The sequence below is a fragment of the Lentzea sp. NPDC004789 genome (assembly GCF_053601075.1).
Window position 1 is genome coordinate 186869 of the sequence record NZ_JBSGBE010000002.1, and the last position, 14183, is coordinate 201051.

15 protein-coding genes are annotated in these 14183 nt (G+C 70.0%); 2 read left to right on the forward strand and 13 right to left on the reverse strand.

Annotation, left to right across the window (positions count from 1 at the left end; translation table 11 throughout):
* Window positions 1-29: 29 nt before the first annotated feature.
* The 13 genes from ACWEIJ_RS05005 to pafA form a co-directional block, all read right to left on the reverse strand.
* Entirely contained in the window at window positions 30-890 is an 861-nt protein-coding gene (locus ACWEIJ_RS05005; protein ID WP_449835871.1) for a diacylglycerol kinase family protein, read from the reverse strand.
* On the reverse strand, window positions 887-1831 hold the full coding sequence (tatC, locus tag ACWEIJ_RS05010; protein WP_449836345.1) for a twin-arginine translocase subunit TatC: 945 nt from the start codon (window positions 1829-1831) through the stop codon (window positions 887-889). The genes ACWEIJ_RS05005 and tatC overlap by 4 nt, the downstream gene beginning before the upstream one ends.
* A gap of 113 nt (window positions 1832-1944) precedes the next feature.
* On the reverse strand, window positions 1945-2235 hold the full coding sequence (tatA, locus tag ACWEIJ_RS05015) for a Sec-independent protein translocase subunit TatA (RefSeq protein ID WP_449835872.1): 291 nt from the start codon (window positions 2233-2235) through the stop codon (window positions 1945-1947).
* Entirely contained in the window at window positions 2228-2479 is a 252-nt protein-coding gene (locus ACWEIJ_RS05020) for a bacteriophage holin (RefSeq protein WP_449835873.1), read from the reverse strand. Before ACWEIJ_RS05020 ends, tatA begins: the two co-directional genes overlap by 8 nt.
* 107 nt (window positions 2480-2586) lie before the next feature.
* Window positions 2587-3225: an ABC transporter ATP-binding protein gene (locus tag ACWEIJ_RS05025; protein WP_449835874.1), complete on the reverse strand. Its 639-nt coding sequence runs from the start codon at window positions 3223-3225 to the stop codon at window positions 2587-2589.
* Between the two features lie 17 nt (window positions 3226-3242).
* Complete coding sequence (locus ACWEIJ_RS05030) at window positions 3243-5315, reverse strand: hypothetical protein (protein WP_449835875.1); 2073 nt, start codon at window positions 5313-5315, stop codon at window positions 3243-3245.
* Window positions 5316-5449: 134 nt separating this feature from the next.
* Window positions 5450-5860 (reverse strand): lactococcin 972 family bacteriocin, encoded by a 411-nt coding sequence (locus ACWEIJ_RS05035; protein WP_449835876.1) that lies wholly within the window; start codon window positions 5858-5860, stop codon window positions 5450-5452.
* A 253-nt stretch (window positions 5861-6113) separates the two neighbouring features.
* A complete protein-coding gene (locus ACWEIJ_RS05040) occupies window positions 6114-7109 on the reverse strand; it encodes a helix-turn-helix transcriptional regulator (RefSeq protein WP_449835877.1) in 996 nt (331 codons plus the stop codon).
* Entirely contained in the window at window positions 7106-8071 is a 966-nt protein-coding gene (locus ACWEIJ_RS05045) for a helix-turn-helix transcriptional regulator (protein WP_449835878.1), read from the reverse strand. Before ACWEIJ_RS05045 ends, ACWEIJ_RS05040 begins: the two co-directional genes overlap by 4 nt.
* Window positions 8072-8131: 60 nt before the next feature.
* Window positions 8132-8977 (reverse strand): alpha/beta fold hydrolase, encoded by an 846-nt coding sequence (locus ACWEIJ_RS05050; RefSeq protein ID WP_449835879.1) that lies wholly within the window; start codon window positions 8975-8977, stop codon window positions 8132-8134.
* A 39-nt stretch (window positions 8978-9016) separates the two neighbouring features.
* Complete coding sequence (locus ACWEIJ_RS05055) at window positions 9017-9451, reverse strand: VOC family protein (protein ID WP_449835880.1); 435 nt, start codon at window positions 9449-9451, stop codon at window positions 9017-9019.
* A 9-nt stretch (window positions 9452-9460) separates the two neighbouring features.
* Window positions 9461-10465, reverse strand: coding sequence for an oxidoreductase (locus ACWEIJ_RS05060; RefSeq protein WP_449835881.1), 1005 nt, complete (start codon window positions 10463-10465; stop codon window positions 9461-9463).
* 21 nt (window positions 10466-10486) lie between these two features.
* Window positions 10487-11845 carry a Pup--protein ligase gene (gene pafA, locus ACWEIJ_RS05065; protein ID WP_065920398.1) on the reverse strand — a complete coding sequence of 453 codons (1359 nt, stop codon included), beginning with the start codon at window positions 11843-11845 and terminating at the stop codon, window positions 10487-10489.
* A gap of 116 nt (window positions 11846-11961) precedes the next feature.
* Between pafA and ACWEIJ_RS05070 the strand changes: the two genes are divergently transcribed.
* Window positions 11962-13326, forward strand: a complete 1365-nt coding sequence (locus ACWEIJ_RS05070; RefSeq protein WP_449836346.1) for a phosphatase PAP2 family protein — start codon at window positions 11962-11964, stop codon at window positions 13324-13326.
* 100 nt (window positions 13327-13426) lie between these two features.
* Window positions 13427-14182 (forward strand): IclR family transcriptional regulator, encoded by a 756-nt coding sequence (locus tag ACWEIJ_RS05075; RefSeq protein ID WP_355438800.1) that lies wholly within the window; start codon window positions 13427-13429, stop codon window positions 14180-14182.
* Window position 14183: the final 1 nt, after the last annotated feature.

The window sequence follows — 14183 nt, forward strand, 5'->3', positions numbered from 1 at the left end:
GAATCAAAGCGAACGAACAACCCTAGAATTTAGCGACCCACAACTGTGAGAGCGCCTGGGACCGTCCGAACTGAGACGGGCAGCGCTTCCTGGCGTTCGCCGTCGGCGTACGCGACCCAGTCGTCGCCGCCGGACAGCGACACCTCACGCGCGCGGAACGTCCGCACGAACGGCTGCTCGGTGTGCTTGCCCGTGCGCAGCGTCGGCAGCATCCGGACCATCATCGACCGGCTGGCGTGCTCGACGACCGTCACGTCGAACAGCCCGTCGGAGGCGTCGGCGGCCGGGCACACCGGGATGCCGCCGCCGTAGTTCGGCGTGTTCCCCACGGCCACGAGGGTGGCGTCGAGAGAGAACGTGTCGGTCTCGGTCGTCACGAGCAGAGGTGCCGAGCGCAGCGATGCCAGTTCGGCCAGGATCGCCAGGTCGTAGCGGCGCGGACCGGCGGGCCACCGCATGGCGTTCGCCCGCTCGTTGACCGCGGCGTCGAACCCGGCGCACAGGACGGTCGCGAACCACTGCCCGGTGGACAGCCGGCCCAGGTCCAGCTGCTTGCGCGTCCCGGACACCACGTCGTCGGCCGAGGCGGACCCGATCGCGGCCGCCAGGTCGTTGCCGGTGCCCGCCGGCACGATCCCCAGTGCCGTGGACGTGCCCGCGCACGCCTGTACGCCCAGGTGAGCGGCCCCGTCACCGCCGAGCACCACCAGCAGATCGACGCCGTCGGCCACAGCCTCACGAGCCAGCGCGAGCGTGCCTTCGGCGTCGTGTCCGACCAGCTGCGTCAACGACGAGACGTGCGGGCGCAGCGCGGCGGCGGTCGACCCGGCCATCCGGGCCGCCCGCCCCTTGCCCGACGCCGGGCAGACCAGCAGGGCTGCCCGCGTCACGTGGCGTCGTCGTAGTTCACGCGCTTCGCGGGTTCCGAAGCCGCCGTGCTCTCGGTGACCTTCTCCGGGACCTTCTCCGGGACCTTCTCGCCGGACAGGTTGCCCTGGGCGTCGGACGGCGTGTACTCGAACGGTGCCGCCTCGTCGTCGTCGAGCGAGTCCCAGCCCTCGTCCACGCGCTGCTTGGCCTTGCGCTTGTCGTGGACGCGCGCCAGCTGGATCGACAGCTCGAACAGCCCGGTGAGGGCGAGCGCCAGCACGACCATCGAGATCGGGTCGGTACCCGGTGTCGCGACGGCGGCGAACACGAACAGCCCCATGATCAGGCCGCGGCGCCACTTGGCCAGCGTCTCGTAACTGATCACGCCCGCCCGGTTCAGCATCACGACGAGCAGCGGCAGCTCGAAGCTCACGCCGAAGATGAACAGCATCGTGATGACGAACGAGACGTACTTGCCACCGGTCAGCGCGGTGATGAACTGGTCGCCACCGAAGCTGATCAGCACCTGCAGGCCCTGCGGGACGACCCAGTAGGCCAGCACCGCGCCCGCCGCGAACAGGATCGCGGCGAAGAACACGAAGGCGCGCGCGAACTTGCGCTCCTTCGCGTACAGGCCGGGCGTGATGAACGCCCAGAACTGGTACAGCCAGAACGGGCTGAGCAGCACCGCGCCCGCCGCCGCACCCACCTGCAGGCGGATCATGAAGCTCTCGAACGGCTCCGTCTGCAGCAGCCGGCACCCGGTCTCACCGGGGAACTGCACCCGGAAGGGCGCGAGTTCCGGCCGGCAGTAGGGGCCGGTCATGATGTCGCCGAGCGACGGGATCGGGCCGAGCCTCACCGCGAACCAGATCCAGCCGAAGATCGCACCGATGGTGACGATCAGCAGCGCCATCGCGAGCCGATGCCTCAGCTCGTACAGGTGCTCCTTGAGCGACATGGTGCCGTCGGGGTTGGCCCGACGGCGCTTGGCCTGTTCCCGGCGCTCCGCGAACCAACGGAACGGACTTGCCACCTCCGTGACCGTCCTTACGAGTTATCGGGACCGGGAGGTCAGTTGGAGTTGGCCTTGTTCTGCGAAGTCTGCTCGATCGGCTGCGCGACCTGAGGCTGCTGCTGAACGGGCTGCTGGGCCGGCGGCAGCTGCTGCTGAACCGGCTGCTGCACGGGCTGCTGCGCCGGGGCGTCGGCGGCGTCCTCGTCGCGCAGGCCCTTGGTCTCGGCCTTGAAGATCTTCGCCGACCGGCCGATCGAACGCGCCATGTCGGGCAGTTTCTTCGCACCGAACAGCAGAATGATCACCAAAGCGATGATCAGCAGCTCGGGGACTCCGAGGTTACCCATTGGTGATCCTCCTGTCTCCCCCGCCACGGCGTTCGTGCGCGGGGTTCGCCCTGGTCAGGGCCTTTCCGGGTCGCCGTCGTTGCGCAAAGGCCACCTTCAGCGCGGCCGACCGCGCCTTCAGCAGACCGACCTCGTCGCCGACACTGTCCCTCACCAGGGTGCTTGTGCTCGCGAATCGGCGCAAGGATCGGACGGTTCGGACCACGATCGCGACCAGCACGATCAGGCCGAACGCGATCAGCACGAGGGTCGGTGTGGACGGCACGAGCACACGTTATACGTCTCTGGTGGACAGCAGGTGATCTCCCCGGCGCAACGTCTTCTCCACCCGGCGAACAACGGCCGCCCCGATCATCCCGCGGCGGACGAGCCGACGTCGAAGGTGGTGTGACACCTGGTCCGGACGTAGTCACTGTGGGTAGCGATCATCACCGCGCATCCGTCTTCGCTCATCTCCCGCAGAACGTCCACGACAAGGGCGGCGTTGTCGCTGTCCAGCGCACCTGTCGGCTCGTCGGCCAGCACCACGGACGGCTGTTTGAGCAGCAGGCGGGCCAGCGCCACCCGCTGCTGCTCTCCGCCGCTGAGCTCGTGGACGCGGTCGGTCTCCCGTCCCGCGAGACCGACCCGGTCCAGGGCCTCGCGGTGCGCGGTGGAGCGCCGCCGCCCGCGGCCGGCCGAGGCGATCGCCAGGTTGTCCGCCACGGTCGCGTTCTCGATCAGCGCGTAGTTCTGGAAGAGGTAGCCGAGCGCGTCCCGGCGGAAGAGTCGCGCCGCCCTCCTGCCGAAGCGGGTGATGTCGGCCTCTCCGTGGAGGATCCGGCCGCTGGTCGGGGACTCAAGCAGCCCGACGCAGTTGAGGAGGGTGGTCTTGCCCGATCCGCTGGGGCCGGTGACGGCCACCAGGTCGCCGGGTGCCACGGTGAGGTCGAGACCGGACCACAACGTCCGCGTGCCGAACCTCTTGGCGAGCTTGCTGATCACGATCACGGCTGCTCCAGGGACTGTCAGGCGACGGCGGCGTTGCTGCGGACGATCCGCCGGTGGGCGAAGGCGAGCGAGAGGAGCAGCAGGGCGACGGCCACCAGCGTCACGTTCACCGCGGGCGCGAACTCGGCGATGGTGACCGGTGGCAGCTGCGAGGACGGCGGAGCCCCCGCGGCGAGCCAGTGCTCGCGTTCGGCGGCCCTCGTCCACGCGTTCCAGCCCAGCCATCCGAGCGGCGCGAGGGCGACCAACGCGTCCAGGGCGAACAGGCGCCCGTGGATGGCCGCGAACGACCTGCCGTGGAGGTGCTGGGCGAAGACGCGCTGCGCGTTCCTCCTGGTGTAGATCAGGCACACACCGACGCCGGAGACGAACAACGCGGCCAGGGCCGCCGCCAGGCCGGCCACGCTGATCCACAGCTGGCGCGTGGCCTGCGCCTGTTCCCCGGCAGCGCTCCGGGCGGCCGGGTACACCTGCGGGACGTGCTCGGCCGGCACCTCGGTTCCGCGGGCGCGGAGCACGTCACGGGGATCTTTGAAAACGATCGCGTTCTGCGTCGCGGAGGCCGTGTAGTTGCTGTAGCCGAAGAGGCCGGACCCGTTGGGCAGCACGATGACGACGGGATCGCGCAGGAGCGACCGGTCCTTGCCGACGTCCTCCGCCCCGGAGACTCCCGCGGTGTGGAAGGTGAAGATCTCCTGGCCGTCTCGCGCCCAAACCGTGTCGACCCCGGCCTCGCGCACGCGTTGCCCCCGGTCTCCCGGGCTGATCGTCACCGCGAGGTTCCCGGCGAAGGTGCCGGCGAGCCCTCGCAGCCCTTCCGGGACGATGAGGCGCACCCTTCCGCCGTGACCCGGCCCGTACGCCTGCCCCGCCGGGTCCAGCACGGGCTGTGCCGCGAGAAAGGTGTCGTTCACGACGAGCACGTCGATCCGCGAGAAGTCCTGGTTCCTGTTCGCGAACAGTCGCGCGGGGAACCTGGCGGAGAGGATGAGCTCCCCGCGCCCGTCGGCCTGGCGCAACCACGTGCCCACCTGTTGGGCCATCTGTTCGCCGGCCTCCTCCGTGCGGCTTCCCGCGACCGTGATGTACGACTCCGAACCGAGGGCGGAGAAGTACCGCTGGCTCACCGCCCGGTTCGTGACGTCTTCCAGCGATGTCACCGCGGAGGCGCCCACGAGCAGCACCACGAGGGCGGCCGCGGTGCGGACCGCGTACATCGCCGCGAGTGCCGGCCAGGGCGCCAGCTCGCCCTTCAGCGCGCCGACGATGCCACGGCTGTGCGCCAGGGCGAGGGCGACGGTGTGGCTGACCACCGCGAGCAGGAGCAACGCACCGGCCAGCGCGCCCGCGACGGCGGCGAACAGCCCAAGGCGCGCGAACCCGTTGTAGAGCCCGAGGACGACCAGCGAGACGGCCCCCACGCCCAGGCAGGCGGCCAGCCAGGACGACCCGAGACGAAGCAGATCACGTCGCAGGATCGCCGGGAACGACAGGCCGTGGAGGCGCATCACCCCGTAGCCTCTTACGCCGGAGAGGACGCTCGTGCCGACCGCGACCGCCACGGCGACGAGCATGACCAGGAAGACCGATCCACGTTCGGTGAGGGCGTGGAAGAGGACCCACTTCTCCAACCCCCACGGGGGAACGATCTTCCCGTCGAGTCCGAGCTCCTCGAACCTCGCCTTCAGCGCCCGTGCCTCGGCGGCATCGCCGAACACCCGGTAGACACCTCGCGGGTCGGGGTCTTCGAGGTCGGCCATCCGGTGGGTGTCGACGCGAACCGCACGGCCGAACGACGGGAACCCTCCCGCGAGCCACGACGCGGGCGCCGAACCGGGGTTCCCGGCGGCGATGTAGAGGTGCAGCAGGCCGTCCGGATTCCGGAGGTCGGGAACCTGGCGGACCACGGAAACGCGGTGGTCGCGGGCGAACGACTCGATCATCCGCCCGGCCGACTGGCTGCTGGTGGACCCGCTGGTCTGCTGAATCCACACCAGGGCGGACTCACCCGTCACCGGCTCCTTGTCCATGCTCTCCAGGACGAGGAACGCGAGCGCCGTCGAAGCGATGATGGAAATCAGCTGGATCATCCTGATTTCGAAATGGCGCATCAAAGATTCCCGTTGACTTCAAGTGGTACAGATTTGCCCGCCCCGAGGGGCCGGCCCCGAAAAACAGGACCGGCCCCGAACCGGGACGACGAAGGCGTTGCCGGCGACCTGCGTCAGCAGTCGCCGGTGCTCCGCCAGTAGACCTCGGCGGTCGCGGTGGTCGCGTTGTTCACGCCCGCCTGGGACTCCTTGCCGGGAGCGACGTTGAAGTCACGTGCGCTCCTGTCGCCGAGGTACGCGCTCGAACCGTGGCACTTCGACTCGTGGTAGTAGTTCGAGTACGCGCGGGTCGGGTACCTGCCGTAGTTCCACACCCCGTAGTCCACGTCCTTGCCCTCCTTCACGTCCTGGACCGTGAAGGAGTCGGCGGGCAGTGCGGCCGAGCCGCTGGTCACTTCGCCGGCCTGCGTCGCCGCGACCTCCGCGGCCGCGGGAACACCTGCGGCCGCGCTGGCGGCGGGCGCCACGCCGATACCCGCCACGAACAGCAGAGCCGCCGCGGAGAACGTACGCCTACGATTCATCTTTCCCCCAATCGAATCGCCCCCCAGGGCATTTCCCCGAAGGGAACGAGACGAACGTATTGCAACAGCCGCACCGGAGCAAGCCAAAAGCGTCGAGGAAGAGTGTTCCTCATTGACATTCCGCACGTTGTCCGGTCAAAAAGAAGTGCAACTGCGCACAATCGCAGTTGCACCCGCCCGAAGTGCAACTGTGCAAATCGCAGTTGCACTTCGGCCGGCAAAGCCGACAAATCTCAACATTCTAAAAGAAGTTTTACCTCACGAGCCGGTCGTTCGAAAAGCCGGACAGCAGGCGATCTGCCCGGTGCAGCGCTTCCTCAGCTCGCCGGACCACCTCGGCCGCCAGCTCGGCCGGTTGCTCCACGTGCACGTCGCCGCCGAGCCCGAGGAGCAGGCGGACCATCCACGACGGGTCGTCGTAGCGCATGAGGACGCGCGTGCGGCCGTCGGAGAGCTCCGCCGCGTGGTCGACCGGGTAGTACTCGGCGACCCAGTGCGCGTCCGGTTCGAGCAGCAGCACGGCGATCTTCTGGTCGTCCCGTGGCTGGAACAGGCCCTCGGACGTGTCGGTCAGCTGGGCGTGCGGCGGAGGTGACGACGGTTCGTCGAGCACCCGCACCTCGTCGATGCGGTCCAGCCGGAACAACCGCACGCCGAGCGCCGAGCGGCACCACGCTTCGAGGTAGCCGCGGCCTTCCACGAGCAGCAGACGCATCGGGTCGACGACCCGATCACTCATCGCGTCGTGCGACTGCGAGTAGTAGCGGATGCGCACGGCCCGTTCGCGTTTCACGGCGTCCTGCACGGCGGCGCGGATCTCCGCGGTCTCCTCGCGTTCGAACGCGCCGAGCCCCACGACCATGCCCGCGGGCTGCGCCTTCCCGACCGCTGACTCGATCTTGGCGAGCGCCCGCTGCACCGCGTCCGTGTCGACCACGCCGGGCGTGTCCGCGAGCGCCCTCAGCGCCACGAGCAGCGACGACGCCTCCGCCGCGGTGAGCCGCAACGGCCGGTTCATGCCCGCGTCGAACGAGACCGTGATCGTCTCGCCCTCGAAGGACAGGTCGATCAGGTCGCCGGGACCGTAGCCGGGCAGGCCGCACATCCACAGCAGTTCGAGGTCCTTGCGCAGCTGCTTGGGCGTGATGCCGAAGTCGGCCGCGGCCTCCTTGACCGTGATCGCGGGCCGGTTGAGCAGGTACGGCACGAGGGCGAGCAGACGCGGCAGCCGTTCGTTCGACGCGGTCACCGCGCTCCTTCCAGTGCACCCTGCAGGCGGTCGCGGACGCTCTTCTGGAGGATCTCCGGCTCCAGCACCACCACGTCGGGACCGAACCCGGCGAGCCACTTGGCCGCCGAGTCGGGGAACTTCAGGTCGATCTCGACGACGTCGCCGCCGTCACGTTCCTCGACGACCTTGGCGTGCCGCCGCAGCCCCTGGGCCCGGTCCTTCGCGACCCAGATCTTCGCGGGCGCCGTGTGGTGCGGATCGGCCTCCGTGCGCGCGATGAGGCTCATCAGGTCGACGCCGTCGGGCACCGTGAACGCGCCCGGCCTGCCCACGGTCCTGACCGCGCCCACCACCCGGGACAACCGGAAACAGCGCGTGTCGTCGCGGTCGCGGTCCCAGCCGACCAGGTACCACTTGCCGCGCCAGGCGACCACGCCCCACGGCTCGACCGTGCGTTCCTTCTGCCCACCGGGCGGCGGCTTGCGGTAGTCGAACGCGACGGCCTGCTGCGCCTGCACGGCCTGCAGCAGCGGCGGGAACGCGGGCTCGTTCGCCCGTACCTTGGGCTCCACGGCGGCGGGCGCGTCCTGGTCGACGTCGACCCCGGCGGCCCGCAGCTTGATCAACGCGCCGTGCACCGCGCCGGTGAGCTGCGGCGAGTCCCACAGCCGGGCCGCGAGCGCCACCGCGGCGGCCTCGTCCGGTTCGAGGTCGATGTCGCCGAGCTCGTAGTCGCGCCGCGCGATCCGGTACCCGTCCTCCGCGCCCTCCACGTTGGACTGCCGGCCTGTCTCCAGCGGCACGCCGAGGTCGCGCAGCTCGGACTTGTCGCGTTCGAACATGCGGAAGAACGCCTCGTCCGTCGGGGCTTCGTGATAGCCCGGGACGATGGCGCGGATGCGCTCCGCTGTCAGGTACTGACGGGTCGACAGCAGGCACAGCACCAGGTTGACGAGGCGTTCGGCGCGTGCGATGGCCACGGACAAACCCTAACCCCGTGCGGTTCGAAACCTTGACATCACCTGTTGTGAACGGTCCGTTCAGAGCAGCGTCCGCAACTCCCGCACCAGTTCCACGGGCGCTTCCTCGGCCATGTGGTGTCCACAGTCGATGGACCGTACCTGCACGTCATCGGCCCATTCGGACCAGACGGCGGGGAGATCTTCGTACAGCTCTCCCAGGTCGTCCTTGGCCGACCACAACGCCAGCACCGGACACGAGATCCGGCGCCCGGCGGCCCGGTCCTCGTCGTCGTGCTGACGGTCGACCTGCAGGCCGGCCCGGTAGTCGCCGCACATCGCGAGCACGGTCCGCGGGTCGTGCACGGCCCGCTGGAAGTCGGCCCAGTTCTCCACGCCCATCGCGACCGGCGTGTCGTGGTAGCGCCCGCCGTAGAAGAGATCCGGGTTCTGGTTGATCATCGCGGCGGCGAACTCCTGCTGAGCCAGGAAGAACCAGTGGTACCAGGCCTGCGCGAACCGCGCGTCGCACCGGGCGAGATGCGCCCCGATCGGCAGGCCGTCCAGCACGGCCAGGTGCGTGACGCGGTCCGGGTGGTCGAGCGCCAGCCGGATCGCCGCGGCGGCACCCCGGTCGTGCCCGGCGACCGCGAACCGCTCGTGCCCGAGGCCGCGCATGAGGCTCACGAAGTCACGGGCCATCGCCCGCTTCGAGTAGTCACCGGGTTTGCTGGACTCGCCGTAGCCGCGCAGGTCCGGGCACACCACCGTGTGGTCCGTGGCGAGCAACGGCGCGACGCGGTGCCACGTCGTGTGGGTTCGAGGGTGGCCGTGCAGGAGGAGTACCGGTGGCCCTGCCCCACCGATCCTCACTCGCAGCACGGCCTCGCCGACGTCGATGCGGCGCAACGAGAAACCCTCGAACACCCCGTCTAGCTACCCGGCGCCGCGCGGGGGCAAACGACCTCAGTCGAGACAGAAGTCGTTGCCCTCGACGTCCTCCATCCAGATGCACGACTCGTTCATGCCGTCCGCCCGCTGCAGCAGCACCTGCTTCGCCCCGAGCGCGACCAGGCGGTCGCGCTCGGCCTGCAGCGCGGCCAGCCGCTCGGAGCCCACGAGCCCCGTGCCGACCCGCACGTCCAGGTGCACCCGGTTCTTGACGACCTTGCCCTCGGGCACCCGCTGGAAGAACAGCCGCGGGCCCTCCCCGGTGGGATCGACGCAGGCGAACGCCGAGCCCTGGTGCTCGGCCGGCAGCGAGCGGTCGAACTCGTCCCAGCTCGCGAAGCCCGGCGGTGGCGGCGGCACCACGTACCCCAGCACCTCGCACCAGAACCGAGCGACCCGCTCGGGCTCCGCGCAGTCGAACGTCACCTGGAACTTCTTGATCGACCCCATCGGCTCACCCTAATGGCCGGTGCGGCCCACGCGCCCCTTCTCCCCGGCCGCCCAGCAGGTGAGGCCCGTGCAGTCGACCGTGTCGAAGCTGCCGGTGTCGGCGACCTGCCAGCTCCTGCCGTCCTTGCTGACGTCCGTGCCCGACGGCCCGACCGCCACCAGACCGTTGCCGCGGTAGGCGATGCCGGACCGGTAGCCGACCGGCGCCTTCGTGCCGGCCTGCCAGCCATGCCCGTCGTAGGTCGCGAACGCCGGCGTGGGATCCGTCGGCTTCTGGTAGTCGCCACCGATGGCCACACCCCGCCACGGCGTCTTGAACGCCACCGCGAACACCCCGGCCGCCGGCCCGCTGGGCAACGGCACCTCACTCGCCTGCCACGACCGGCCGCCGTCCCGCGACTCCAGCACGCGTGCCTTCGCGCCGCCGCCGGTCGCGATCCACGCGTGGTTGCCGCTGGTCGTCACGCACTGACCGGACGCCGCGAACGCGAACTCGCCCGGCAACGCGTCCGGCATGCCCGCGGTGTCGTCGACGTGCCACGAACGCCCGCCGTCCCACGTCCGCAGCACCCGGAACCTGCCGTCGACCGGGTCGCTCAGCGCCAGCCCGCGGAACCGGTCGAAGAAGGCCACGCAGTCGTAGAACGCCTTCGGATCGGTGTTGCGGAACGACTCCTGCCACGTCTTCCCGCCGTCCGAGGTGCGGTAGATCCGCGACGACTCGCCCTCACCGATCGAGAGCGCCACGGCGTTGCGCGCGTCGAACGCCTCGATGTCGCGGAACTCCAGCGCGGAGGTGTCCGGTGGCGCCACGGACTCCCACGACCGGCCGCCGTTGGTCGTGCGCAGGACCGTGCCCTTGGCACCGCTGACCCACGCGACCTGACCGGAGACGGCGGACAGGCCGCGCAGGCGTGCGTCCGTGCCGGTCGGTTTCAGCTCCCAGAAGGAGTCGGCAGAAGCGACTCCCGGAAGTACCAGGAAAGCAGCGAGTGCCGCCGCGATGATCCTCATGCGACGGCACTCTGCCACTTCCTACAGGGACGAGATAAGCCTCTCGACGCGCTCGTCCACCGCGCGGAACGGGTCCTTGCACAGCACCGTGCGCTGCGCCTGGTCGTTCAGCTTCAGGTGCACCCAGTCGACGGTGAAGTCGCGACCGGCGGCCTGCGCGGCGGCGATGAAGTCACCGCGCAGCTTGGCCCGCGTGGTCTGCGGCGGGGTGTCCTTCGCGGCCTCGATCTCGCCGTCGTCGGTCACGCGCTCGACCTGGCCCTTGCGCTGCAGCAGGTCGAACACGCCGCGGCCGCGCCGGATGTCGTGGTAGGCGAGGTCGAGCTGGGCGATGCGCGGGTTGGACAGGTCCATGTTGTGCTTGGCCATGTACCGCTCCATCAGGCGGTTCTTGATGGCCCAGTCGATCTCGCGGTCGATCTTGGACAGGTCCTGCGACTCGACCGCGTCCAGGGTCCGGCCCCACAGTTCGAGCACGCGCTGCGCCATCGGGTCCGGCGAGCGCTTGGCCACGTGCTCGACGGCCTTCTCGTAGTACTCGCGCTGGATGTCCAGCGCCGAGGCCTCCTTGCCGCCCGCCAGGCGCACCGTGCGGCGGCCCGTGAGGTCGTGCGAGATCTCGCGGATCGCGCGGATCGGGTTGTCCAGGGAGAAGTCGCGGAACTGGACGCCCTGCTCGATCATCTCCAGCACCAGGTTCGCGCTGCCCACCTTGAGCAGCGTCGTCACCTCGGACATGTTCGAGTCGCCGACGATGACGTGCAGGCGCCGGTAGCGCTCGGCGTCGGCGTGCGGCTCGTCGCGGGTGTTGATGATCGGGCGGGACCGGGTGGTCGCGGACGACACGCCCTCCCAGATGTGCTCGGCGCGCTGCGACAGGCAGTACACGGCGCCGCGCGGGGTCTGCAGGACCTTGCCGGCGCCGCAGATCAGCTGGCGCGTGACCAGGAACGGCAGGAGCACGTCCGCGATGCGGGAGAACTCGCCGGCTCGCGCGACCAGGTAGTTCTCGTGGCAGCCGTAGGAGTTGCCCGCCGAGTCGGTGTTGTTCTTGAACAGGAAGATGTCGCCGCCGATGCCCTCGTCGGCCAGCCTGCGCTCGGCGTCGACCAGGAGGTCCTCGAGGATCCGCTCGCCCGCCTTGTCGTGCGTGACGAGCTGCGCCAGGTCGTCGCACTCGGCCGTCGCGTACTCCGGGTGCGAGCCGACGTCCAGGTAGAGCCGGGAACCGTTGCGCAGGAACACGTTGGAAGAGCGTCCCCAGGAGACGACGCGGCGGAACAAGTACCGCGCGACCTCGTCCGGGGACAGACGACGCTGCCCGTGGAAGGTGCAGGTCACCCCGAATTCTGTCTCAATGCCGAAGATCCGCCGCTGCATCCCTCAACAGTAGGCGACTTCCGGCCGCACGCGGGTGATCCGTTCGGGCGGCACGCCGGTTGCGGTTTAGTGTCGGTGGGGTGTGGAAACGGGTCAGCGCTCTCGACAAGAAGCTCATGAGCTCCTCCGCCGGACTGCCTCCCAGCAGGTTCGACAGGGGTTTGAAGAGGCTTTCCAAGGCCGCGAACCACAGCGTGCTGTGGTTCGTCGTCGCGGCGATTCTGGCGACCGGGAAGGGACCGTTCCGGCGCGGCGCGCTGCGGGGTCTCGCGGCCATCGCCGGGGCCTCTGCCAGCGCGAACCTCGTCGGGAAGTCGCTTTTCCCCCGACGCAGGCCCGCCGCCGACCTGATCGCCGTCGAGCGCCGCCTGTCCAGGCGGCCGACGTCGTCGTCATTCCCGTCCGGTCACTCCGCGTCCGCCGCCGCTTTCGCCACCGCGGTGGCCATGGAATCCCCCAAAGCCGGCGCGGTGGTGGCACCGATCGCGGCCGCCGTGGCCTATTCACGTGTTCACACAGGCGTGCATTGGCCGACGGACGTCGCGGCCGGCGCGGCGGTGGGTGTCGGTGCCGCGATGCTGACGCGCCGTTGGTGGCCGTTGGGTCTCAACGAGCCCGCGTCGGCCTACGAGCACGCCGACCTCACGTCGTTGCAGGACGGCGACGGGCTGGTCGTGGTGGTGAACCCGCACTCGGGCATCGGGCCGGACCCGACGCCGCAGATCGCCGAGGAGTGGCCGAAGGCGCGGATCGTCTCGATCGAGGAACTCTCCGAGCTGCCCGACGCGAAGGCGCTGGGGGTGGCCGGTGGTGACGGCACGGTGGCCGCCGTGGCCGCCATTGCGGCTGAGCGCGACCTACCGCTCGTGCTCGTCCCCTCCGGCACGTTGAACCACTTCGCGCGCGATGTCGGCATCACGGGCCTGCACGACACGGCGCAGGCGGTCGCGGACGGTGTGGGCGTGCGGGTGGACCTGGCGCAGGTCAACGGGCAGTGGTTCGTCAACACGGCCTCGCTCGGGGGTTACCCGGACATGGTGCGGATCCGGGAGGAGCTGCAGAAGCGCTGGGGCAAGTGGCCGGCGGCGGCGATCGCGCTGGGCCGCGTGCTGCGCCAGGCCCAGCCGCTGGAGATGACCATCGACGGCATGAAGCACTCGGTGTGGCTGCTGTTCGTCGGCAACGGGCCGTACCGGCCGAAGGGGTTCGCGCCGACCATGCGGCCGCGGCTGGACGACGGCCTGCTCGACGTGCGGTACGTGCGCGCCGACCGGAGGTTCTCGCGGCTGCGGTTCTTCGTCGGCGCCCTGCTCGGCTCGCTGGAACAGTCACGCACCTACAAGCACCGCGAGGTCCCGTCGTTGGACGTGGTCGTGCACGGCTCCCCCATCTCCATCGCGACGGACGGCGAGGTGCGGGAGAAGGCCACCCGCTTCGCCTTCCGCTCCCGCCCAGCCGCCCTGGGCATCTACCGCCCTTGAGTCCACGCGGGGCCCTTCCGTCCTCTCCTGGAGTACGAAAGCTCCCCGCGTACCCATCGGTGTTCGACAATGTCGAACACGCGCAGCTAGAGTGGGGTGCGTGCCCGGTCCCATCCAGTCCATTCAGCGCGCGGCGGAGGTCCTGAAGCTGCTCGCGCACGGCGGCGCGCACCAGCTGAGCGTCGGCGAGATCGCACGTGCGCTGGACCTGGCGAAACCGACGGTGCACGGCATCCTGCGGACGTTGCAGGAGGTCGGGTTCGTCGAACAGCCCGTCGAGGGCGGCAAGTACCGGCTGGGTGCCGCGCTGTTCCAGATCGGCACCAGCTACCTGGACGGCAACGAGCTGCGCGCCAAGGCGTTGAACTGGTCGGACACGCTGGCGATGCGTGCGCGCGAGGCGGTGCGCATCGGCGTGATGCACGGCAAGCACGTGCTGGTCGTGCATCACGTGTTCCGGCCGGACAACAGCCGGCAGGCGCTCGACACCGGCGCGCTGCTGCCGTGGCACGCGACCGCGCTCGGCAAGGTGCTGGTGGCGTTCGGCGAGTGGCCGGACGGCGAGCTGCGCCGGTTCACCCGGCACACGCTCGACGAGGCCGGTCTGCGGGCGGCACTGGACGAGGCGCTGGTCCGCGACTGGGCCTACGACCTGCACGAACTCGTCGAGGGCGAGGCGTCGATCGCCGCCCCGATCCGCGACGGGCGTGGCGCGGTCGTGGGCGCGGTCGGCATCTCGGGGCCGGTCGAGCGGCTGTGCGAGTCACCCGATCAGCCGCCGCGGCTCGAACTCGTGTCCTACGTACGTGAGGCAGCTCGCAGTGTCTCCCGCGAGCTGGGTGGGCTCTCCTGGTAGT